Annotated in this window: 17 protein-coding genes and 1 riboswitch; of the genes, 3 read left to right on the top strand and 14 right to left on the bottom strand. The window is 48.5% G+C overall.

The annotated features are described in order from the left end of the window. Positions 1 to 5 precede the first annotated feature (5 nt). A complete protein-coding gene (locus ASC49_RS16805; RefSeq protein WP_055464402.1) occupies positions 6 to 1,718 on the top strand; it encodes a GGDEF domain-containing response regulator in 1,713 nt (570 codons plus the stop codon). Here ASC49_RS16805 and ASC49_RS16810 read toward each other — a convergent pair. Both ASC49_RS16810 and ASC49_RS16815 read right to left on the bottom strand, forming a co-directional pair. Further along, positions 1,704 to 3,152 (bottom strand): ATP-binding protein, encoded by a 1,449-nt coding sequence (locus tag ASC49_RS16810; RefSeq protein WP_055464403.1) that lies wholly within the window; start codon positions 3,150 to 3,152, stop codon positions 1,704 to 1,706. The genes ASC49_RS16805 and ASC49_RS16810 overlap by 15 nt on opposite strands. Beyond that, complete coding sequence (locus ASC49_RS16815) at positions 3,130 to 3,891, bottom strand: response regulator (RefSeq protein WP_055464404.1); 762 nt, start codon at positions 3,889 to 3,891, stop codon at positions 3,130 to 3,132. The genes ASC49_RS16810 and ASC49_RS16815 overlap by 23 nt, the downstream gene beginning before the upstream one ends. Before the next feature lie 198 nt (positions 3,892 to 4,089). On the opposite strand from ASC49_RS16815, the gene ASC49_RS16820 reads away from it, so the two are divergent. Both ASC49_RS16820 and ASC49_RS16825 read left to right on the top strand, forming a co-directional pair. Next, complete coding sequence (locus tag ASC49_RS16820) at positions 4,090 to 5,058, top strand: carbohydrate kinase family protein (RefSeq protein WP_055464405.1); 969 nt, start codon at positions 4,090 to 4,092, stop codon at positions 5,056 to 5,058. A 49-nt stretch (positions 5,059 to 5,107) separates the two neighbouring features. Further along, the gene (locus ASC49_RS16825) at positions 5,108 to 6,721 is read left to right on the top strand and encodes an alpha-glucosidase family protein (protein ID WP_055464406.1); all 1,614 of its coding nucleotides are present in this window, start codon (positions 5,108 to 5,110) and stop codon (positions 6,719 to 6,721) included. 14 nt (positions 6,722 to 6,735) lie between these two features. Here ASC49_RS16825 and ASC49_RS16830 read toward each other — a convergent pair whose 3' ends face one another. The 12 genes from ASC49_RS16830 to ASC49_RS16885 form a co-directional block, all read right to left on the bottom strand. Beyond that, complete coding sequence (locus ASC49_RS16830) at positions 6,736 to 7,431, bottom strand: 3'-5' exonuclease (RefSeq protein ID WP_055464407.1); 696 nt, start codon at positions 7,429 to 7,431, stop codon at positions 6,736 to 6,738. A 9-nt stretch (positions 7,432 to 7,440) separates the two neighbouring features. Beyond that, positions 7,441 to 9,294, bottom strand: coding sequence for a DUF294 nucleotidyltransferase-like domain-containing protein (locus ASC49_RS16835; RefSeq protein WP_055464408.1), 1,854 nt, complete (start codon positions 9,292 to 9,294; stop codon positions 7,441 to 7,443). Between the two features lie 12 nt (positions 9,295 to 9,306). Beyond that, a complete protein-coding gene (locus ASC49_RS16840; protein ID WP_055464409.1) occupies positions 9,307 to 9,870 on the bottom strand; it encodes a TMEM165/GDT1 family protein in 564 nt (187 codons plus the stop codon). A gap of 83 nt (positions 9,871 to 9,953) precedes the next feature. Next, positions 9,954 to 10,051, bottom strand: a riboswitch (yybP-ykoY riboswitch). Positions 10,052 to 10,142: 91 nt separating this feature from the next. Beyond that, a complete protein-coding gene (locus ASC49_RS16845) occupies positions 10,143 to 11,726 on the bottom strand; it encodes a BCCT family transporter (protein ID WP_055464410.1) in 1,584 nt (527 codons plus the stop codon). Between the two features lie 279 nt (positions 11,727 to 12,005). Further along, positions 12,006 to 13,175 (bottom strand): radical SAM family heme chaperone HemW, encoded by a 1,170-nt coding sequence (gene hemW, locus ASC49_RS16850; protein ID WP_055464411.1) that lies wholly within the window; start codon positions 13,173 to 13,175, stop codon positions 12,006 to 12,008. After that, on the bottom strand, positions 13,172 to 13,777 hold the full coding sequence (locus tag ASC49_RS16855) for an XTP/dITP diphosphatase (RefSeq protein WP_055464412.1): 606 nt from the start codon (positions 13,775 to 13,777) through the stop codon (positions 13,172 to 13,174). Before ASC49_RS16855 ends, hemW begins: the two co-directional genes overlap by 4 nt. Before the next feature lie 9 nt (positions 13,778 to 13,786). Further along, positions 13,787 to 14,218, bottom strand: coding sequence for a DUF4426 domain-containing protein (locus ASC49_RS16860; RefSeq protein WP_055464413.1), 432 nt, complete (start codon positions 14,216 to 14,218; stop codon positions 13,787 to 13,789). A 15-nt stretch (positions 14,219 to 14,233) separates the two neighbouring features. Further along, complete coding sequence (gene metW / locus ASC49_RS16865; protein WP_055464414.1) at positions 14,234 to 14,824, bottom strand: methionine biosynthesis protein MetW; 591 nt, start codon at positions 14,822 to 14,824, stop codon at positions 14,234 to 14,236. After that, a complete protein-coding gene (gene metX, locus ASC49_RS16870) occupies positions 14,825 to 15,982 on the bottom strand; it encodes a homoserine O-succinyltransferase MetX (protein ID WP_055464415.1) in 1,158 nt (385 codons plus the stop codon). Positions 15,983 to 16,145: 163 nt separating this feature from the next. Continuing rightward, positions 16,146 to 18,032 (bottom strand): methyl-accepting chemotaxis protein, encoded by a 1,887-nt coding sequence (locus tag ASC49_RS16875; RefSeq protein ID WP_055464416.1) that lies wholly within the window; start codon positions 18,030 to 18,032, stop codon positions 16,146 to 16,148. Positions 18,033 to 18,112: 80 nt separating this feature from the next. Beyond that, entirely contained in the window at positions 18,113 to 18,718 is a 606-nt protein-coding gene (gene rsmD / locus ASC49_RS16880; RefSeq protein WP_055464417.1) for a 16S rRNA (guanine(966)-N(2))-methyltransferase RsmD, read from the bottom strand. After that, positions 18,715 to 20,001 carry a hypothetical protein gene (locus tag ASC49_RS16885; RefSeq protein WP_055464418.1) on the bottom strand — a complete coding sequence of 429 codons (1,287 nt, stop codon included), beginning with the start codon at positions 19,999 to 20,001 and terminating at the stop codon, positions 18,715 to 18,717. Before ASC49_RS16885 ends, rsmD begins: the two co-directional genes overlap by 4 nt. Between the last annotated feature and the right edge of the window lie 37 nt (positions 20,002 to 20,038).

A 20,038-nucleotide genomic window follows, 5' to 3' on the forward strand; every position in this document is an offset into this window, starting at 1 on the left:
GAAGAATGGATAAGACAAGCTTATCAGTGCTAGTGATCGAGGACGATTACGAGGATTATATTCTCCTACGTACCTATTTGGCTCATGCTGCGCGTACCCAATTCGAACTGACGCATGTAGAGCACTTTGATGGTGCGGCCAAAATTTTGGTTGAGAAGCAATTCGATGCCATTCTCTGTGACTATTTCCTAGATGGTCATACCGCGACGGATTTGTTTAAACATGTGAAGCTGATTGGAGTAGAAACACCGATCGTGGTGCTCACTGGTGTGGCTGAGTCCGAGTTGGATGATGTGCTGATGCAGCTGGGCGCTTCGGACTTTATCCCCAAAGATGAGCTCACTACCGCATTACTGGAACGTAGTATTCGCCATGCCATTGAGCGAAAGCGCGCCGAGCAACAAATCTCCCAGCTGATCAAACGTGATCCGTTGACGGGGCTCGGTAATCGGTTAATTTTTGAAGAGCACGCTGAGCTTGCTATCGCCCGAGCAAAGCGTAATAAAACTCACCTCGCAATTGCCTTCCTCGACCTTGATCGGTTTAAAAATGTGAATGATACCTTGGGGCATCATGTGGGGGATTTGCTACTGACTTTAGTCGGTAAACGTATTCAGGATACGATTCGGGGCAGCGACTTTGTGGCGCGTGTCGGTGGTGATGAATTCACTCTGTTGCTTGATGAAGTACAGGATCTAGACAGCCTTAATGGCATCGCTAACAAGGTGTTAGCGCAAGTCTCGCGCCATGCGGTGATTGATTGTAAACATCTAGAAGTCTCGGCAAGTATGGGCATTGCGTTATATCCCGAGCAAGGCAGTACGGTCTCTGAACTGATGCGTAAAGCAGATATGGCGCTTTATGAATGCAAGAAGCAAGAGAGCATGCGCCATTACATGGTGTTTAGTGACAGCTTACAAGCGCGCTTACACAAAGAAACGCGGGTGGAGAATGGCCTGCATCGAGCGCTGTTAAATGATGAATTTGAACTGCATTATCAACCGATCGTGTCCCTTGATGACTATAGTATTCATGGGGTTGAGGCGTTAATTCGGTGGCGTTTGCCGGATGGTAATTTGTTGATGCCGGACGATTTTATTGAAGAGGCCAATCGAGTCGGATTGATTGGTGACTTAGGCTTATGGGTCTTAGAGTCTGCTTGCAAGCAACTGCGTCAATGGTTAGACCACGGCATACAGTTGAGCATGTCTATAAACGTTTCTCCTCGCCATTTGCGTCAAGCTGGCTTTGAAGAAATTGTCAAAGAAGTCGTACAAAAATATCAGATTCCCGCCGGTTGTTTGATGTTGGAGCTGACGGAAGAGGTCTTTGTTGACAGTGGTATTGCCAGTTTGTATGCGCTGACGGAAATTCGAAAAGCGGGTGTCGGCATTGCCATTGATGATTTTGGAACGGGCTATTCGTCCATGCGCTACTTAAAAAGCTTGCCTATTGATCGTATCAAGATCGACCGTTGCTTTGTCTCAGCGCACAGCGATGATTCCTTGTCGGACCCTATGATTACTCAGGCAATTGTTTTTCTAGCGGAAGGTCTGGGCTTAGACCTAGTGGCCGAAGGGGTCGAGACTAGCAGTCAAGCTCTTGAGTTGGCCAAGCAGGGCTGCCATAAGGGACAAGGCTATTTATTTTCTAAACCTCAGCCCCAGGATGTGATCTTTGAGATGCTTAAACAGAAAAAACTGTTAGTGACGCGGTAGCCAAAGGCGTACCTCTAAACCACCCACATCGCGGTTTCTAAGGGTAATCTCGCCGCCATGGGCGCGGGCAATATTACGGGCGATGCTCAAACCTAAACCGACACTACCGGTGCGCCCACTGCCTGAGGCTGCCAACTGAGTATAGGGTTGGAACACATCGTCCATCTTGGCGTCTGGGATCCCTGGGCCGTTATCGCAAATATAGATACACAGCTCATTTTCATTGTCCTCGATCCGTATATCTGCTTTGTGACCATAGTAAAGGGCATTATCGATTAGGTTGCCAAGGCAGCGACGGATTGCCAAAGGCTTGCCTATGTAAGGCATTAATAAATTACCTTGAATCGTGACGGCGTTGGCCAGCCTATTAGCGCTTTGCTGAATGTCTTTAAGAAATCGCATCAGGTCAATCTCGACGCGATTTTCGTGAATATCGGTTTCTTTCACGCTCTGAATCGCGCCTTTTACCAACAAATCTAAATCTTCCAAATCTCGGATCATCGCGTCACGGACATCTTCTTCGTCGAGCATTTCTGCACGCAGACGTAAGCGTGTGATGGGGGTTTTTAGGTCGTGAGAAATGGCGGCAAATAGTTTCTCGCGATCATTTAAATAGCGTTGAATACGAGCCTGCATATCATTAAAGGCATGTGCGGTATGGCGCACTTCGAGGGCCCCTTCCTCGCGCAGGGGTTTAAAATCCCCCTGACCAAAGCGCTCTGCCGCACGGGCAAGAATCGCTAATGGACGGGTGGTACGGCGCAAGATCAATAGCGTCAGTAACAACACCGTCGTGACCGATACGATCAATGAGAAGATGCGATCACGGCTTAAAGGGGAGGTTTCTTCTAGGAAGTAGGGATCCGGCATGAGGCTGGCTAAATACAACCAATCGGAATCATTAATCGGAATCTGAATGACAATAATTGGCGGCGTCAGTGGTTTGACTAACAGACTGTGATGACCCCAACGCTCAGGCAGATCGACCAAACGGGTGTGATTGTTGATGACGTGTAAATCGTCGGGGCTGGAGAAGGCAATCTTGGCGTTGCTTATGCCCAGCTGTTTGACCAAGGTGCTTTGCACTTGATCCTTCACAATATCCTTTAAAGGCGAGTCTGGAATGGGGTTAATCAGAATCTCCTCACGATTCAAGGTGACAAAGAAGCGTGTTCCGCCCATATCTTGTAGTTGATCGATGACGATATGGCGATAGTTCTGCGGCAGTGAGGTGAAGTAACTGACGGTCGCCGCAATGCGAAACGCCATGTGTTTGGAGACTTCGCGGACGTTTTCTCGAGTGTCAGCTTCCACTTGGTGCAACCAAATGGAGGAGCCGATCAGCTGCATAGCCGCCACCCCAAACGTCATGATTAAGACGATCTGTCCAGTTAAAGACTGGAACCAGCGCTTAATTCTCTTCGTGGTGGTCATGATCGCTGGCTTCAACCTTGGCCGTCAGAATATAACCTTGTCCGCGTACGGTCTTGATCAGTTGCGGTTGACGTGCATCTTCCCGTAAGCGTTGGCGCAAGCGACTCACGTGCACATCGATAAAGCGGTCCAGTGGAGTGGTATCTCGGCCTCGAGTGTTCTCGGCAATATAATCCCGTGACAGCACGTTGCCTGGGTTGGTGACGAACAGCATTAATAGGTTGTAATCCGCGCCACTGAGAGATTCTTTCACGCCGTCTACCCACAATTCTCGGGTCAAGGTATCGAGTTTAAACTGGGCAAAGCGGTAGTAACGATAGCTTTCTTGAGGCGAAGCAAGTGCTTGTTCGGGTGCCTCAGAGACTTGTTCCATACGGCGGTGGATCGCTTTAATTCGCGCGAGCAGTTCACGAGGATTAAAAGGTTTGGCAAGGTAATCATCCGCGCCAATTTCCAAGCCAATGATGCGATCCATCTCATCAGAGTTAGCGGTCAGCATGATCACCGGAACGTTGGATTGGGTGCGCAAGGTACGGCAGACAGAAAAGCCATCAGCCCCTGGTAAGCGCACATCCAGAATGACCAAATCCACACCCAAATTTGGGCTAAATGCAGTCAAAAATGACTCACCAGAATCCGCAGTAAGAACCTGATATTGGTTTTTCTCTAGATAGGATTTTAAGAGAGAGCGAATTTCATCGTCATCATCAACAACGAAGACGCATTTGGATTTTGTCATATAGGCCTAGTTGAATAATAAATAAGCAGATAATGAAAAGAGTCTAGCAAGAAACCGTTTGTTAACCAACGACCTTGATAATAGAGTCGGTAACAGTCGGTAAACGCTATAGTAACATGTATTCTGCGTTAGCGTTCCAGACATATTCGCCGTGCAAATCCGCTAGGCTGATGGTAACAATAAGAGAGAGATAACACGATGATGACGAAAGTAATGGCGTTTGGTGAAGCCCTAATTGATTTTCTATCAAATGGTCAAACGGGCCTTGATGGACAGGAGTCTTTCACAAAATTTCCTGGCGGAGCACCTGCTAATGTGGCGGTGGCCGTGGCGCGTTTGGGCGGAAATAGCCATTTTGCTGGTCAGGTCGGCGACGATGTCTTTGGTCATTTTCTGAAAGACTCTCTGGAAAGCTACGGCGTAAAAACCGACAGTATGTTGATGACCAAAGAAGCGAAAACTGCGCTGGCGTTTGTCAGTTTAGACAGTACGGGCGAGCGCAGCTTTGAGTTTTACCGCAATCCGTCGGCGGACATGTTGTTTCGTCGCGAAGATTTTCAGAGTGAGTGGTTTTATGCGCCACAAGGTGTGTTCCATACCTGTTCGAATACGTTAACGGATGCCAACATCACCACTGCGACCATGGCCGGTATTGTCATGGCAAAAGCTGCAGGTTGGATTGTTAGCATTGATGTGAATTTGCGTATTAATTTGTGGCCAGAGCATCAGGTGGATACGGATCGTGTGATCGCTTGGATGCGTCAAGGCGATGTTATTAAAGCCAGCTTAGAAGAATTAGAAGTACTTGCAAACGAACCACTTAATTTGATTCAAGAGTTGTTGGCGGGAGGCGTATCACTGTTTGTGTTAACCGATGGCGGAAACCCAGTACGCTACTTTACCGCCAATGGCCAAGGTGAAATTGCCGCACCAAAAGTGGAAGTCAAAGATACTACGGCAGCAGGGGATGCGTTTGTCGGTGGTTTGCTGTATCAATTAGCGGAACGTGGCGGCGATCGTGAGTCATTGAAAGCGTTTGATGAAGCGGAGCTGCAAGCCTGTATTCGCTTTGCTGTGGCATGCGGTGCAGACTCGGTGACCAAAGCGGGGGCGTACCCATCCTTGCCAAACCTTGAGCAAGCGAACGCACGTTTGGCAACGTTCTAGTCAGTTAAAACAACACAGCAGGGCTGTGGACACCTTAAGGAGTGACGTGATGGAGTTGAACTGGTGGCAAGGCGGAATTATCTATCAGATTTATCCGCGCAGTTTTATGGATGCCAATGGCGATGGTATCGGCGATTTGGCGGGTATCACGGATAAGTTGGACTACGTTGCTTCGCTCGGTGTGAATGCCATCTGGTTGTCACCGATTTTTACTTCTCCAATGAAAGACTTTGGCTACGATGTTAGCGATTATCGTGACATCGATCCTATGTTTGGCAGCTTAGCGGATTTCAAACGCTTGATTGCCCGCGCCCATGAGTTGGACTTAAAAGTCATGGTCGATCAGGTGATTAGTCACTCTTCCGATCTGCATCCTTGGTTTGCAGAAAGTCGTCAAGATCGTACCAATCCAAAAGCCGATTGGTACGTCTGGGCAGACCCCAAGCCCGACGGTACGCCACCGAATAACTGGCTGTCGGTTTTTGGCGGTAGCGCTTGGAAGTGGGACAGCCGCCGTTTGCAGTATTATCTGCATAACTTCCTTGAATCTCAGCCAGACTTTAATTTTCATAATCCTGAAGTGCGTCAAGTGCATCTGGATAATATGCGTTTCTGGTTGGAACTGGGTGTGGACGGCTTTCGTTTGGACACGGTGAACTTCTATTTTCATAGCCAAGGTCTGGAAGATAACCCACCAGTACCACCGGGTGAGCCGAAAACCAAGGGTGCACCGGAAGACAATCCTTATACTTATCAACGTCATGTGTACGACCTAAGCCGCCCAGAGAATCTGCCTTTCTTGCAAGAGTTACGTGCCTTGATGGATGAATTTCCAGGCTCGACCATGGTCGGTGAGATCGGTGATGATTTCCCGCTTAAGCGCATGGCGGAATACACCGATGGTGGTGACAAGTTGCACATGGCGTATACCTTTGAGCTGCTTAATAAGCCACGTTCACCGCAGTTTCTAAGAGATGTGATTCGTACCACCAATGACAGTGTCCGCGATGGTTGGCCCTGCTGGGCGGTTTCCAACCACGATGTGGTACGCATGCGTACCCGTTGGGGGGCAGAGGAAGATCCCGTTCAGTACCCGCTGGCGATATTAGCCTTGATCATATCCTTGCGCGGTAGCGTGTGCTTGTATCAAGGGGAAGAGCTTGGCCTACCGGAAGCAGATGTGCCCTTTGAACGTATTCAAGACCCTTATGGCATACCACTGTGGCCTGTGTTTAAAGGCCGCGATGGTTGTCGCACACCGATGGTATGGAACGATCAGCCATTCGGCGGTTTCTCTACCATGGAGCCTTGGTTGCCTGTCGATGCAAGTCATATACCCCTGAGTGTGGCGCATCAAGAAGCGCAATCCGATTCCATGTTGCAGCATACTCGACGCTTGATTCAGTGGCGTCAGCAACAACGTGCTTTAGTGCGCGGGGATTTAGTGTTTGTGGATGTGCAAAATGATGACTTGCTGGCGTTTACCCGAAGTTATGCCGAGGATCGCGTGTTGGTTGTGATCAATCTGACTGGGCAAGCGCAAATCGCAGAATTGCCGTTGGCTGTGACTGAAGCGATAGATGGGCATGGATTCAACGCAATATTAGAGGGCTCGACGCTGACATTACCAGCGTATCAAGCCTATTACGCTAAATTCGTTTAACTTAGGTAAAGCGCCTAACAGCTGTAGTCGGACGCAAGATGTTTTTTATTCAAGTGATGGGCCGCTTGCGCTTGGAACAGCTCTGCACAGGACACCGCATCCATCAAGGCTTGGTGGGCGCGGTAACGAGGTAGATTATAGCGTTGACGACATGCGTCTAGCCGCAACGATGGCTGACGACCGAAACGTTGCCACCAAGGCTTATGAATAATCGATGCCTCAATCCCCATGGTGTCCAACATTGGAAACATCAGAGGCTCACCATAATGCTTCATTGCAGCTTGATAGAGAAACGGCCGCTCAATAGCAGCGCAATGCACCACCACGATTTTACCTGCGATTGCCTCCAGTAGATCATCCATCAAACTCGACAAACGCGGTGCATCTTGAATTTCTGAATGGGTAATCTCATGTATGGTGACGGACTCAGGTGTTAAGGGGCCGTGTGGTTTGGCAAGCCAATAACGTGCACTGTTTAAGCGAATAAGCTCAAGATTGAAGTCTACTAGACCAATACTGATCACATCGTCTTTGCTGGAATCAAGCCCTGTGGTTTCGATGTCTAAAGAGACCAAGGGGGTTTCGGCTAAGGGCTTGCTGAGACCTGGGACGCCAGCTTCATAAAATCGGCGCAGGGCAGGAGATTGACACTCTTGTGCCAGTTGGGCGTAAGCCTCCTGCCAGTTTTCTGGTACATTCTTTGGATTCATGAACAGCGGCTAGCCTTTCCCAGGGTAACGGTATTTTAAGAATTCCTGTTGACGTGAAACGATGTTGAAAGCGTCACGCAAGTGGCGGCGTTCAAATTCGGACAAGGTCTCAGGATTCACGTTATTGTTCGGTGAGTCGCCATTTTCGATCTGGTTTTTTTGGTTTTTAATGCGCACCATGCCGATCATCTCAAGCGCTAGAATCAGATCTCGAGCGCGCCCATCGGGCATCACCCCCGCTTCTTCAATGTCTTCTAAACGCTCAAACGTATTAAGTTTGCTAGAGCCTAGGGCAAGAGCATGTACGCGAACTAAGTCGGCAATCGGCGCAATGCCACGGGACTTCAAGTTAAAAGTGCGCGATTGTTTGCCTTCACCGTCCAATACGAATTGACGGAAGAAACCCAATGGCGGTGTGCGTTGGTTAGCGTTTCGCGCCAACGCTGATAAGAAGCCTTTGTTGGTTTTCGCTAATTCACGAATATGGCTATTGAGTTGACGCGCGAGCGTTTTATCGCCGTAAATACCGCGTAAATCGAAGAAGATCGACACATGTAGCAGGGCTTCAGCTTTAGGCTTTTCAATCCATTCGGCAAAGGTCTTTTTCCAGTCTGATAGACTTAGACGCCAACGTGGGTTCATCGCCATGATGTCACCAGTACACAGTGGGTAACCGCAGCGATCAAGGTTTTTACACACGTAATCACTCAATTCACGGAAGTAGTCGCCGTGAATATTCTTATCGTAGCTATCGTGCAAAATCAGCGCGTTGTCTTGATCGGTGCTGATGATTTGCTCTTCACGGGCCTGAGACCCAAGCGCTAAGAAGCAGTAGGGGATCGGTGCTGGACCAAATTCTCGTTCTGCTAATTGCAGTAAACGTTTTACAAAGGCTACGCCAATATGTGACATGGCATTACCGATCATTTGTGTGTTGGCGTCGGCATTGACCAGCTGAGTAAAGACGTGCTCCATTTTTTTGCTGATCTGCACTAAGCCCTCGACATCTTCTTGCTTGTAGATATCGCTGATCACGTAGACCGAGCCGTGGCTTTCGCGTTGTACCAAGTCTCCCGTGCTGATAACCCCGATAGGTCGATCATTTTTCACCACGGGTAGATGGTGAATGTTGGTCGCCATCATTTTTAGTACGGCTTCTGAAGCGAAATCACCCGCATCCACCGTGACAGGGTCTTGCGTCATGATCATATCCACACGAACGTCTAACGGTAGACCTTTGGCCACTACGCGATTACGTAAATCGCGGTCGGTTAAAATGCCTACCAAGGCATCATTTTGCGTGATTAACAGCGATGAAACGCGCTCATTGGACATAATGTTCGCTGCCGTTTTGATGTCTACATCATGGCTGGCGGTGATCGGCGGACGACGCAATAGCGAATGTACTGGGCAAGTCATCAGCGATAAATCTGATGACTGACTGTCCACTGCGGTCTTCAAGCGGACTTCTTTAGACAACTCAAAGAAGTCAGAGAAAGAGTCAAACTCACTGTAAAATTGAATAAACCATCGAGCTGGGATGCGATACAGTAATGAATCTTCCAGCGCGCGCATCGTATGCGAGGAGCGACCACCACGTAACAGAGAAGAGGAACCAAAGACATCTCCTTCATGCATACGACGTAGCAGCTTGCCACTCTTGTTTTTTGTTTCAACCGCACCAGAGCGAATAAAAAATAAGTTATCGTTACGCGCTTCTGGCGCAATCGCCCATTCCCCGACACGCAGGTATTGGATTTCGATATCTTTTACCATCTCTTGCAAGATAGGCTCATCTTTTAAGTCCGCAAATGGGGCGTACTCACACAGGGTATCCAAAATTTCAGAGAGTTCGACGTCCATAAGTGTCCTCGCTTAAACGGCTGGGTAGAGAATGGCTGCTAATCCCATTACAACAAACAAAACACATGCCGCGATACGTGTTTTTTTGGGATCAATTCGTTGCATTAGCCATTGGCCTGCGTATACAACAGGAACGTTAGCGATCAGCATACCAATCGTTGAACCGATGGTTACCCATAGTACCGAATGATATTTAGCACCCAATAATACGGTAGCAATCTGTGTTTTGTCGCCCACTTCTGCAATGAAAAACAAGATAAATGTGGCGATAAATGCACCAGACTTCATGAATTTACTGTCTTCGCTATCGTCTTTGTCGGGAATCAGGATCCATAAGCCTACGGCAATAAAGCTAGCACCGATCAACCAATTGATCCAAGTGTCAGGAACCCAATTGGTAATCTGAACACCAAGCCATGCGGAGATTAGATGATTAATGATGGTAGCGGCAATGATGCCAAGCACTATTTGAAACTTTGAGGCGAAACGCGCAGCAAGAAACAGGGCTAGGAGCTGGGTTTTATCACCCATTTCAGCTAGAGCAACAGTGGAGATTGAAGTTAGGACGGCTTCCATTAGTCGTATCCAACGGTGGGCGATTAAACATAAGACGAACGGCCTGTGCCCACCTGAGACAAGCGTACGTCTTAAGTCTCATCAATCCAAAGTTGGCAACTATGGACTCCTTTGCCATGAGCTTGAGGCTCAATTATGTTGACAAAGGATCTTCATCAAAGAAGAAGATTACTCCCTTAAGAGGGCGCTCAGTATACTCAAGCTTATGTGACAAAACAATTAAGGCGGGAAAGTCCCGCCTTAATTTCACTTACTTTTGTCGTAATAACGCATTAGCGAACAAATTTGAGATCTGACTGTAGGCCTTTGAACAAGCTTACACACATTACCAGTAGCAGTACCGTGAAGGGTAAACCGATGGTAATGGCTGCGGCTTGAATCGCCGTTAAGGCTTCTGAACCACCACCAACAAGCAAAGCAACTGCGATGATCCCTTCTAGGATGGCCCAGAAAATACGCTGCGACATAGGGGCATCTGTTTTGCCGCCTGCCGTTATGCCATCGATTACCAATGAACCAGAGTCAGAGGAAGTGACGAAGAACACCAATACCAGAACGATGGCGATAAAGGAGATCACAGACGTTAGTGGTAAGTGCTCAAACATTTGGAACATTGCGAGGGAAACTTCACCAATACCGTCGGCTAAGGCACCTGTGCCTTGTTGTACCTGCTCAATGGCTGAGCCACCGAAGATCGACATCCACATTATTGATATCACCGTTGGCACCAATAACACGGCAATGATGAACTCACGTACGGTACGACCACGTGAGACACGCGCAATGAACATGCCGACGAATGGCGACCAGCTGATCCACCAAGCCCAGTAGAACACGGTCCAACCGTGGTAGAAGGTTTGGTCCTCACGACCGACCATGTTACTCAGTGGCAGAATGTTCTCGATGTAGCCAACAAGCGTTGTGCCCATTGCGCCTAAAATCGCACCGGTATGGCCAACGATTAGTACGAAAATGGCCAGCAGGGCTGCAATGATCATGTTGATGTTAGACAGCAGCTTCACACCACCATCAAGACCTCGCGCAACCGAAATGATTGCGACGCCTGTTACTGCGGCAATCACGACGATCTGTGTGGTTAATGTATTTGGAATGTCAAACAGGAAATGCAGACCACTGGTGGCTTGCTGAGCACCAAAACCGAGTGATGTCGCCAGTCCGAAAATAGTAGCGATAACCGCTAGGATGTCGACACAGTGACCTAATACCCCCCAAACACGCTCGCCAAACAGTGGGTAAAACGCTGAACGAATCGTTAGTGGTAGTCCTTTATTATAAGCGAAGAAAGCCAGTGCCAGTGCTACAACCGCATAGATCGCCCAAGGGTGAAGACCCCAATGGAACATGGTGGCGCCCATGGCTAAGAATTCGGCTTCTGGTGTACGAGCTTCGACATTGAGTGGTGTGCCATACCAACCGGTGTAGTAGGCCACAGGCTCGGCCACGCTCCAGAACATCAAGCCAATACCCATACCTGCAGCAAACAGCATACAGAACCATGCGATGGTGGAGTGCTCGGCTTTGGCGTCTGTACCACCTAGACGGATTTTACCCATAGGTAAAAAGATCAAGGCTAAACAAAATAGGACAAAAATGTTGCCGGCAATCATGTAGAACCAGTCGAAATTATTGATCGACCAGCCGCGAGCAGTCATAAGAATATCTTTTGCATTGCTAGGAAAGGCAATGGAGCCGATCACGAAAGCAAAAATAATAAAGGCTGAGATGCCAAACACAGGGTTATGCACATCTAAGCCGAGGAACTGTACGTTATCTTGACCCGCTTTGTAGTCCGTATCGTACTCGTCCCGACCCGTTGCCGGTGTCTTTTTGCTCATATTGTTTCTCCAAACTAAATTGGTGGTAACAATTGGAATGAAGGCCGTGTGCAAAAATATGAGAAAAACACAACTTCATAAGCAGCCATTCCAATTGTCGCTCTGCGCAGCGCCAGAATGAATCTGGTACACAACGCGTTAGATTGAACCGCCCATAATCATGAGCTGGCAGCGTTAAGAAAGTGCTCTGTCACAAGGAATACAATGGGCCTTGTGACATTGCGGATTTGAGAATGGCAGTAAGTTAATTAGATGTCAAACAATCGTAAGGTCGGTCATTTATTCATCAAGAAATAGCTCAAGTAGCTCATTGAGGAATAATTTTCCTTTTGAAGTCGTGCTGATAATTCCCTTTTGCCAAGCATTCGGATCAAGCAGTTGTTGCTGAACAGCTTGCTCACATGCGTCAAAAATTTCTTTAGGAACAGCACGATAGGCGTAGGTTTCATAGTCTTTTAAGGCAAAGTCTTCGAACAATCGCAAGCGGTTCATCATGAACTCTAGCGGCAGGTCTTCTGGTGCAATGGCGTCCTTAATAGACAGCGCTTCTGGGAGGTTATTCAGATAGTGATTGGGATGGCGAGTCTTTCGTGTACGAAATATTTCCCCATTTTTTAGCGTGATTTTGCCATGTGCGCCAGCTCCAATGCCTAAATAATCACCAAAACGCCAATAGTTTAGGTTGTGCTGAGCTTGCCTACCTAGCTTAGCATTGGCAGAAATTTCGTATTGGGAATAGCCATGTTGCTCTAGTAGCTCAAGACCTGCATCTTGAATGTTCCACAAGGTGTTGTCTTCTGGGAGTGCTGGGGGGCGGCGATAAAACTCGGTGTTGGGCTCGATGGTGAGTTGATACCAAGACAGGTGCTCGGGGTTTAACTCAATGGCTAATTTCAGATCGTCTAAGGCCATTTCTACGCTTTGATCCGGCAAGCCATGCATCAAATCTAGGTTGATATTGTCAAAGCCAGCCAGACGAGACTTATCCACAGCGGCAATGGCTTCGTCACGATTGTGGATTCTTCCTAGGGTTTTCAACAGGTTTGGCTGAAAACTTTGGATACCAATCGACAAACGGTTAATACCCGCTTGGCGAAAGTGAGCGAATTTGTCCTGCTCAAACGTGCCGGGATTCGCTTCCATGGTGATTTCCGCATGGTCAACCCAGTTCAGCTTGCCACGCAAACGCTCGAACAGCTGATAGTAGAAATCAGCACTCATTAAACTCGGTGTTCCGCCCCCAATAAACGCTGTTTGAATCGGACGGCCGGCTACGAAGGGTAGGTCTACTTCCAAATCTGCGATCAGTTGATCCAAGTAAGCTTGTTCAGGTAGCTTGCCGTGCTCTTCAAAGCGATCTGCTTGGTGTGAGTTAAAGTCACAATAAGGGCATTTACGCACACACCAAGGCACGTGAATATAGAGGCTTAAGGGCGGTAATTGACTCATAGCATTTGACGGGCTTGAAACGCCTCAACCAGTTGCGCCAGAGCTTTGGCACGATGGCTAAGCTGGTTTTTGATCTCTTTTGGTAGGCTTGCAGAGCTGCAGCCTTTTTCCGGTACGTAGAAAATTGGATCGTAGCCAAACCCTTCCACACCTTCGGCCGATTCTAAAATACGGCCTTCCCAAGTGCCATGGGCGATGATTGGCGTTGGATCGTCTTTATGGCGCATAAACGCCAGCACGCAGTGAAAACGCGCCGTGCGCTCAGCTTCTGGGACGCCAGCCAGTTTCTCCAGCAGAAGAGCATTATTGGCTTCGTTATTGCCATGCTCACCAGCAAATCGTGCCGAGTAAATGCCAGGCGCGCCGTTTAAGTAGTCCACTTCAATACCTGAATCATCAGCCAGAGACGGCAGGCCTGTTTTCTCACAAGCATGGCGTGCTTTTAGGATGGCGTTCTCAACAAACGTCAGTCCTGTCTCTTCTGCATCCTCGACGCGGAAGTCGCCTTGGGGCTTCACTTCGAAGTTAAATTGGCTCAAAAGGGCGTTAAATTCTTTGATCTTGCCAGCATTGTTGCTGGCAAGCACGATGGTTTGGCTCATGGGATACCTTTAATCCACGTAAAAGTGGCGTTGGAAGTTCACTGTCATCGGCGCGCTGTCGGCGCTGATTTTGGCTTCAACAGTGAATTTTAAAATGTCATCATCGGTTTTGGTAAAGGGGGCGAGGTAGTAAATCGAGTCGCCTTCTTCGATGGTAATAAAAGAGAGCGGCACAATCTGCCCCAGCAAATTGGTTACCTTGGCAGATACCATAGCGCGCTGAGATTGTGGCAGTTCACCTTTTGCTTGGGTCGTCACAGCAATGTTTAATATGGCCTGGCCTTTGGTGCGGGTCAGGCCATATTGATGGGCAATGTCTGGCGTTAGGAAAGTGGACTCAAAGGTATTGTAGTGCAGCTGATATTGGCCAAATTGACTGACCTGATTAGCTTGTGCAGTGGACAACATCAAAGTGGTAACAAGACCGATTAACCATTTCATAACTTGACTCCTAGATTAGCGACTAACTTTGAAAATGGCGGTCTCGCTAAAGAGGTTTGGCATTAAACGAGTCCACCAGTGATCGCGTAATTGTCCGTCAACCGCCGCCCAACGTTCTACTTTTAAGCCTTTTGCCTGACATAAGTCGCGAAAATCATTAAAGGTACAAAAGTGGATATTGGGGGTGTCATACCAGTTATAAGGTAAGAATTCTGAGAAAGGCATATGGCCCTTGATGCCTAAGTGAATACGATTGCGCCAGTGACCGAAGTTTGGAAACGTGATAATGGCTTCTTTGCCGATACGTAGCATTTCGTCTAACAGTAGGTCCGGACGGCGGAACTGCTGTAGCGCATGCGCCATGATGACCACGTCAAAACCTTGGTCGTCGAAGTTGGTCAGCCCCTGATCAATGTCTTGTTCCAGTACAGGGATGCCTTTTTCAATACACTGGTTAATGTTGTCAGCATCGAATTCCAAACCATAGCCCGTTACATGCTTGTGTTCTTGCAAGTGTTCCAACAGGGCGCCATTACCACAGCCAAGATCCAGCACACGGGAGTTGGGTGCGACCCAGTCGCTGATTAATTCAAGATCCGCGCGCATTTAGGCATTCTCCTTTGGTAAACGTTTACTCACTCGACTCAAGAAACCACGCAACGCCGCCATATAACGCGGCAGAGGGAATAGGAAGGCATCGTGACCTTCAATCGCTTCAATCTTGGTGTAGCTCACGTGTTTACCAGAACGTACCAAGGCATCAACGATTTCCTCACTGCGCTCAGGAGAGAAACGCCAATCGGTGGTAAAAGACACGATGAGAAACTCACACTGAGCTTTACTCAGCACTTTGGCCAAATCACCGCCTTCGCGTGCAGCTGGGTCAAAGTAGTCCAGCGCTTTAGTCATTAACATATAGGTGTTGGCATCAAAGCGTTTTGTGAAGGCTTCCCCTTGATAGCGCAGGTAGCTTTCCACCTCAAATTCCACTTCGTAGTTGTACTGATAAGTATCATGGCGCATCTGGCGGCCAAACTTATTGCCCATGGAATCATCAGACAGGTAGGTAATGTGCCCCAACATACGCGCCAGACCTAAGCCGTTGTGGGGAATGGTGTCGTGGTCTTGATAGTTACCATCGAAAAATTCAGGGTCGCGACGAATCGATTGGCGTGCCACTTCGTTAAAGGCGATATTCTGTGTCGACAGCTTTGGTGCCGAGGCGATGATTGCGGCAGCAGACAAGCGCTCGGGATAGCGTACGCTCCACTCTAGAACCTGCATACCGCCAAGACTGCCACCGACGATGGCGGCAAATTTCTGAATGCCAAAACGATCAGCAAGACGCGCTTGGGTTTCGACCCAATCTTCCACTGTGACCATTGGGAATTCAGCGCCCCATACCTTACCTGTCTCAGGGTTGACGGTGGTCGGCCCTGTGCTGCCGTTACAACCACCGAGGTTATTTAGGCTGATGACAAAGAAAATATTGGTATCAATAGGTTTGCCTGGTCCAATCGCTGTGTCCCACCACCCTGGTTTTTTATCATCCATCGAGTGGTAGCCTGCTGCATGATGATCGCCGCTTAGTGCATGACAGATTAAGATCGCGTTGCTGGCGTCAGCGTTCAGTTGACCATAAGTTTCATAGATCAGCTGGTAGGTCGGCAGCGTCTGCCCACAAGCGAGCACTAATGGCGTATCGAATTGTGCTACCTGTGGCGTAACAAGCCCCACAGAATCGACAGGAATGGTGTCCGGCATAGGTTGTGCGTTTCCTGATGAAAGTAAGCGAAATGCCGCGAGATCGGCGGCCTATAGAATTCTTTTTAAACGGATGCACAGTCTAGCGGTTGCGTTAGAGCGCATCAAGAGAATGGGGGGAAACCCGACCACAAGTAATCATGGTCGGGGTGTTTTAGGCATGTTATCGCAAGGTGAAAACGCGAGTTTTGTCCGCCAGTGTGCTGGCCATGTCATGAATTTGATGGGCACTGTTAACAATACGCTCGATGGAGTGACTGTCTTCGCTTAGTTGCTGTGCGATTTGATCCATTTCCGTACTCATTTGGATCGCTGTACTGGCGACATCTTGGATCGAAGCGGCCATATGATCAGATGCTTGAGAGCTGGTCTGAGCATTGTTTTCAATCACGCGAATGGCTTCTTCTGCTTCACCACCGTTTTGCTCAATTACGCGCAAGCGTTCTTGGCCTTGCTCCATGCTACTGATGGCCATTTTCGTCGAGTTCTGGATGGTGCCAACAATGTCTGTGATCTTTGAGGTGGCATCGACGGTTTTTTCTGCCAAAGAGCGAACTTCATCGGCTACGACCGAGAAACCACGGCCAGCTTCACCCGCACGGGCGGCTTCAATGGCGGCGTTCAATGCCAGTAAGTTGGTTTGGTTGGCTAGGTCGTTGATCATGCCGATCACATTATCGATATCAGACGATAAACGGCCTAATTCATCTAGCTGTTGGCCGGTTAAGTTCACCGCATCGACAGTGCCTTTTAAGTTGTCTAATACCACCCGAATGGTTTTCGCGCCAGCTTTGGCTGATTGGTAGGTTTCACTGGAGTGTTCGCGCAGCTCATCAGTGGTGGAAGACAGGCTGGTGATGCGTCCCGAAATGTCATCTGTTGCAACGGCTAATGAGCTGGTACGTTCGGTCACCGAACGGTTGTTATCCGCGATGTCGGTGATCGCACCATTTAGATCATTGATCATATGACTGACGTTGGACGTGGTGTTTACGACTTCTGTTAATACGTTACCCAAGCCGCCCGTCATTTCGTTGAGGGATTGGCTGAGCGCATCAAACTCGTCATTACGCTTGCGGTTGATGGAGGCTTTCGCCGTCATGTCGCCTTCTTTCACCTTCGTCAGGTCGTTAATCACTTGCGTCAGCGTGTTTCGTGCACTTCGACCAATGCTCATCATTAGCAAAATAGACACAATAGCCACGCCAATACTCATGGCGATCAGTGTGTAAAGAGATTGGCTAGACTGTTGGTCTGCTTGTGCTTCGGCTTGTTCGATAATGCCTTCGATCTGTTGAGCGAGCTTCAGTTGTCCATCCGTGAAGGCTTGCTTCTGAATATCAAAGGTATCTTCGCTTTGCTGGAGAGCACTGAATGCAGGACCGTAGGCGAGCAAGCTGTCGTAGTAAGTGGTGACGGTTGGCCCAAGAGAGTCGTTAAAACCAAAGTCATTTACTTTGGAATTAAAGCGTTCGAAGCTCGCATTAAGCTCGGATAAAACCTCAGGAGTTGGATCGCTTAGGTAGGTGGCTTCAAATTTACGCACATTGACAAATTCGCGACGTAATAGACTCAAACGCTCGATGCTAGTAGAAATTTCGCCGCCGAGCTGGGTGATTTTACCCTTCAAGCCAGATTGGTTATCAAAGCCGATGATGTTGCGTTGGCTAGCCAGTGCTAATAGCGCGTCAGCGTAATGCCCTAATGCCTCGCGAGCACTTTCCAAACTGTTTTTCAGTTCGGTTCGCTGAGAGGCCGCAATGTTTGTATCGAGGATTTGCAGGTCTTGTTCTTTTTTGCGGGTCAGGTCGCTTTGGTAGGCCGGGTAGCTGGCTTCACTCAGGTTACGCAACTGATCTGCCGCTTCCAAGATGTCTAGGCTGATTCTATCAACGCTGGAGCCGATATCACCATAGGCTCGCAATTGCTGGTTAGCCTTTTGCTGGGCGTTCATGCCATGAATTGCCACCCAGGTAACTAAGATAAAACCGACGATGGCACAAACTAACAGCAACATCAGCTTGGCTCGGAAGGACAGGTTGTTCAACATACAGCACCCTCAACCACATAAATTACGATTACGTTCAAAATAGAGCATCAGAGGGGGAATATGCAACTATCGTGCAAGTTTTATATTGGAAATTTCTGCACTACTTGATATAGCGCGTAAGTCAGCTGTCCAGCTCGCTTTTCTTTGATTAATTGCCAATGCTCGGGCAAACAATCCAAGCTCGATTCACTTTCTCTTTCTATATACAGGTAGCCATTTGGTTTGATCCAGTCGCTTGAAATCATAGGGATTACTTGCTCCAAGAAGCCTTTACGAAACGGTGGATCGAGAAAGATGACATCAAAGGCATGTGGAGTGCTTTGTAGGAAAGATAAAGCGTCGTTATTGACGACTGTTCCATTGTTAGATTGCAGTGTGGCGAGGTTTTGCTTGATTTGTTGGGCCACGTTGCGGTTTAGCTCTACGAAGGTGCAGTCTTTTGCACCGCGAGAGAGCGCTTCAAATCCCAGTGCACCAGAGCCACTAAATAAATCCAAGCAGCTAGCGCCAGGGATATCGAAATTCAACCAGTTAAAGACCGTTTCACGGACTCGGTCAGTCGTCGGACGTAATCCCTCAATATCAAGGATTGGCAACTGGCGTGAGCGCCATTCACCCCCAATAATGCGTAGCTTGGAAGAGGATTTATGGTTGGGTTTAGGGGCACGCGGGCTGGGTTTTCTCATAGTTTTATCAATACTTCTTGACGTGACGAGGGAATCAACAGCTGATCGATCCGTTGTTGGTATTGCTCCATTGTAAAAGAGTTCGCGGCATCACTGTAGCGCTTTGCGAAATCTTCCAAGCTCAATGGTGCTTTGGGTAAGGCGACACTGCTACCGATGGCCCGCCACCAGCTGGGATTCTGGCTTAAGCTTTCTAGTTGCGTTAACAGCTGTTGTTTCAGGTTGCTAAAGGCAGCGTTGTCTTGATAGCTCGGCAAGCTATTGGCGGCAACCCAGCTGGTTTGTGACTGAGTTTCTGTGGCTGCATTTTGTAATACGGCTTGCGGGATCTGCAATTGCCAGGTGACGAAGGCTTGCGGCGGTGCCAAATGCAATAGCCATTGCCCTGTTTGACTGTGTAGTTGCTGCTTCTGAGCTTCCAAGGAGTCTTTGGCCCAGATTTGCAGTGCCAGCCAATCTTCCACCGATGTGAGGGGATGGAGGCCAATGGCGCCGTACATGGCTTTGAGTGTTTCAGCCCCTAATGTAGAGGTTGCGGGCTGAGTGGCCAGTATGTGTGCTAATGGGCCAGATGATGGTTGCATAGATTGGGTAATCTGTTGCAGTCCCTGTGCTAATTGTTGCTGTGCGACATCGTCCAGCGCACCAGCGATCATAATATGCGATACCTGCTGCTTAAGTGAGGCAAAATGCTGACTCACTTGAGCAATGGAGAGAGAAGCCGGTGTTGGCTCAACCGTGGCTGTAGAGCCAAACAGCTGTAGCATCAGTTGCTGCTGCCCTAGATCGTTATCTGCTCGACTTTCGCTGCGCAATATCGCATTGGCCTTAAATTGTGTTTGGTTCAGCCAAGTATCCAGCAAGGACAGTGTTGGCTTTAAAAATTGCGGGCGGTTGCTGAAGGTGATGTTAATTTGTTGCTGCGGCAGAGAATAATAGGTACTGACCTGAGCGGCGATGGGCGCTAAGCGCTGATTTATGGTTGCCGTGCTGAGTGGTAGCGTCGGCCCAGTTAACAGGGTCAAGGTTTTCTTGGTCAGTGCGGCGTCTGTAGATGGACCATTTAAAACAATGGTGAGTTCAACTTTATCACTGCCTTGCCAAGCATTTTGATAGAGCCAATACACTGGAATACCGTTCGCGGTTTGCCAGCTTTCTATGCGTGGCGTAGCGAGCTCTGTTTTGGGGCTGGTGAGGTTGAGCAACCAAACCGCCAATGTCGACAATACAATAATGACCGCTAATGCAGGGCGGCTAAATAACGGCTTATCGCGTTTAAACATAATAAATGTCGCTTAATGAATCAGATAAGGTGCATTT

The organism is Marinomonas fungiae (genome assembly GCF_001418205.1).
Lineage (GTDB): Bacteria > Pseudomonadota > Gammaproteobacteria > Pseudomonadales > Marinomonadaceae > Marinomonas > Marinomonas fungiae.

Coding starts and splice junctions, on each gene's coding strand:
- ASC49_RS16805 (WP_055464402.1), top strand. CDS start 6: ATGGATAAGACAAGCTTATCAGTGCTAGTGATCGAGGACGATTACGAG.
- ASC49_RS16810 (WP_055464403.1), bottom strand. CDS start 3,152: ATGACCACCACGAAGAGAATTAAGCGCTGGTTCCAGTCTTTAACTGGA.
- ASC49_RS16815 (WP_055464404.1), bottom strand. CDS start 3,891: ATGACAAAATCCAAATGCGTCTTCGTTGTTGATGATGACGATGAAATT.
- ASC49_RS16820 (WP_055464405.1), top strand. CDS start 4,090: ATGATGACGAAAGTAATGGCGTTTGGTGAAGCCCTAATTGATTTTCTA.
- ASC49_RS16825 (WP_055464406.1), top strand. CDS start 5,108: ATGGAGTTGAACTGGTGGCAAGGCGGAATTATCTATCAGATTTATCCG.
- ASC49_RS16830 (WP_055464407.1), bottom strand. CDS start 7,431: ATGAATCCAAAGAATGTACCAGAAAACTGGCAGGAGGCTTACGCCCAA.
- ASC49_RS16835 (WP_055464408.1), bottom strand. CDS start 9,294: ATGGACGTCGAACTCTCTGAAATTTTGGATACCCTGTGTGAGTACGCC.
- ASC49_RS16840 (WP_055464409.1), bottom strand. CDS start 9,870: ATGGAAGCCGTCCTAACTTCAATCTCCACTGTTGCTCTAGCTGAAATG.
- ASC49_RS16845 (WP_055464410.1), bottom strand. CDS start 11,726: ATGAGCAAAAAGACACCGGCAACGGGTCGGGACGAGTACGATACGGAC.
- hemW (WP_055464411.1), bottom strand. CDS start 13,175: ATGAGTCAATTACCGCCCTTAAGCCTCTATATTCACGTGCCTTGGTGT.
- ASC49_RS16855 (WP_055464412.1), bottom strand. CDS start 13,777: ATGAGCCAAACCATCGTGCTTGCCAGCAACAATGCTGGCAAGATCAAA.
- ASC49_RS16860 (WP_055464413.1), bottom strand. CDS start 14,218: ATGAAATGGTTAATCGGTCTTGTTACCACTTTGATGTTGTCCACTGCA.
- metW (WP_055464414.1), bottom strand. CDS start 14,824: ATGCGCGCGGATCTTGAATTAATCAGCGACTGGGTCGCACCCAACTCC.
- metX (WP_055464415.1), bottom strand. CDS start 15,982: ATGCCGGACACCATTCCTGTCGATTCTGTGGGGCTTGTTACGCCACAG.
- ASC49_RS16875 (WP_055464416.1), bottom strand. CDS start 18,032: ATGTTGAACAACCTGTCCTTCCGAGCCAAGCTGATGTTGCTGTTAGTT.
- rsmD (WP_055464417.1), bottom strand. CDS start 18,718: ATGAGAAAACCCAGCCCGCGTGCCCCTAAACCCAACCATAAATCCTCT.
- ASC49_RS16885 (WP_055464418.1), bottom strand. CDS start 20,001: ATGTTTAAACGCGATAAGCCGTTATTTAGCCGCCCTGCATTAGCGGTC.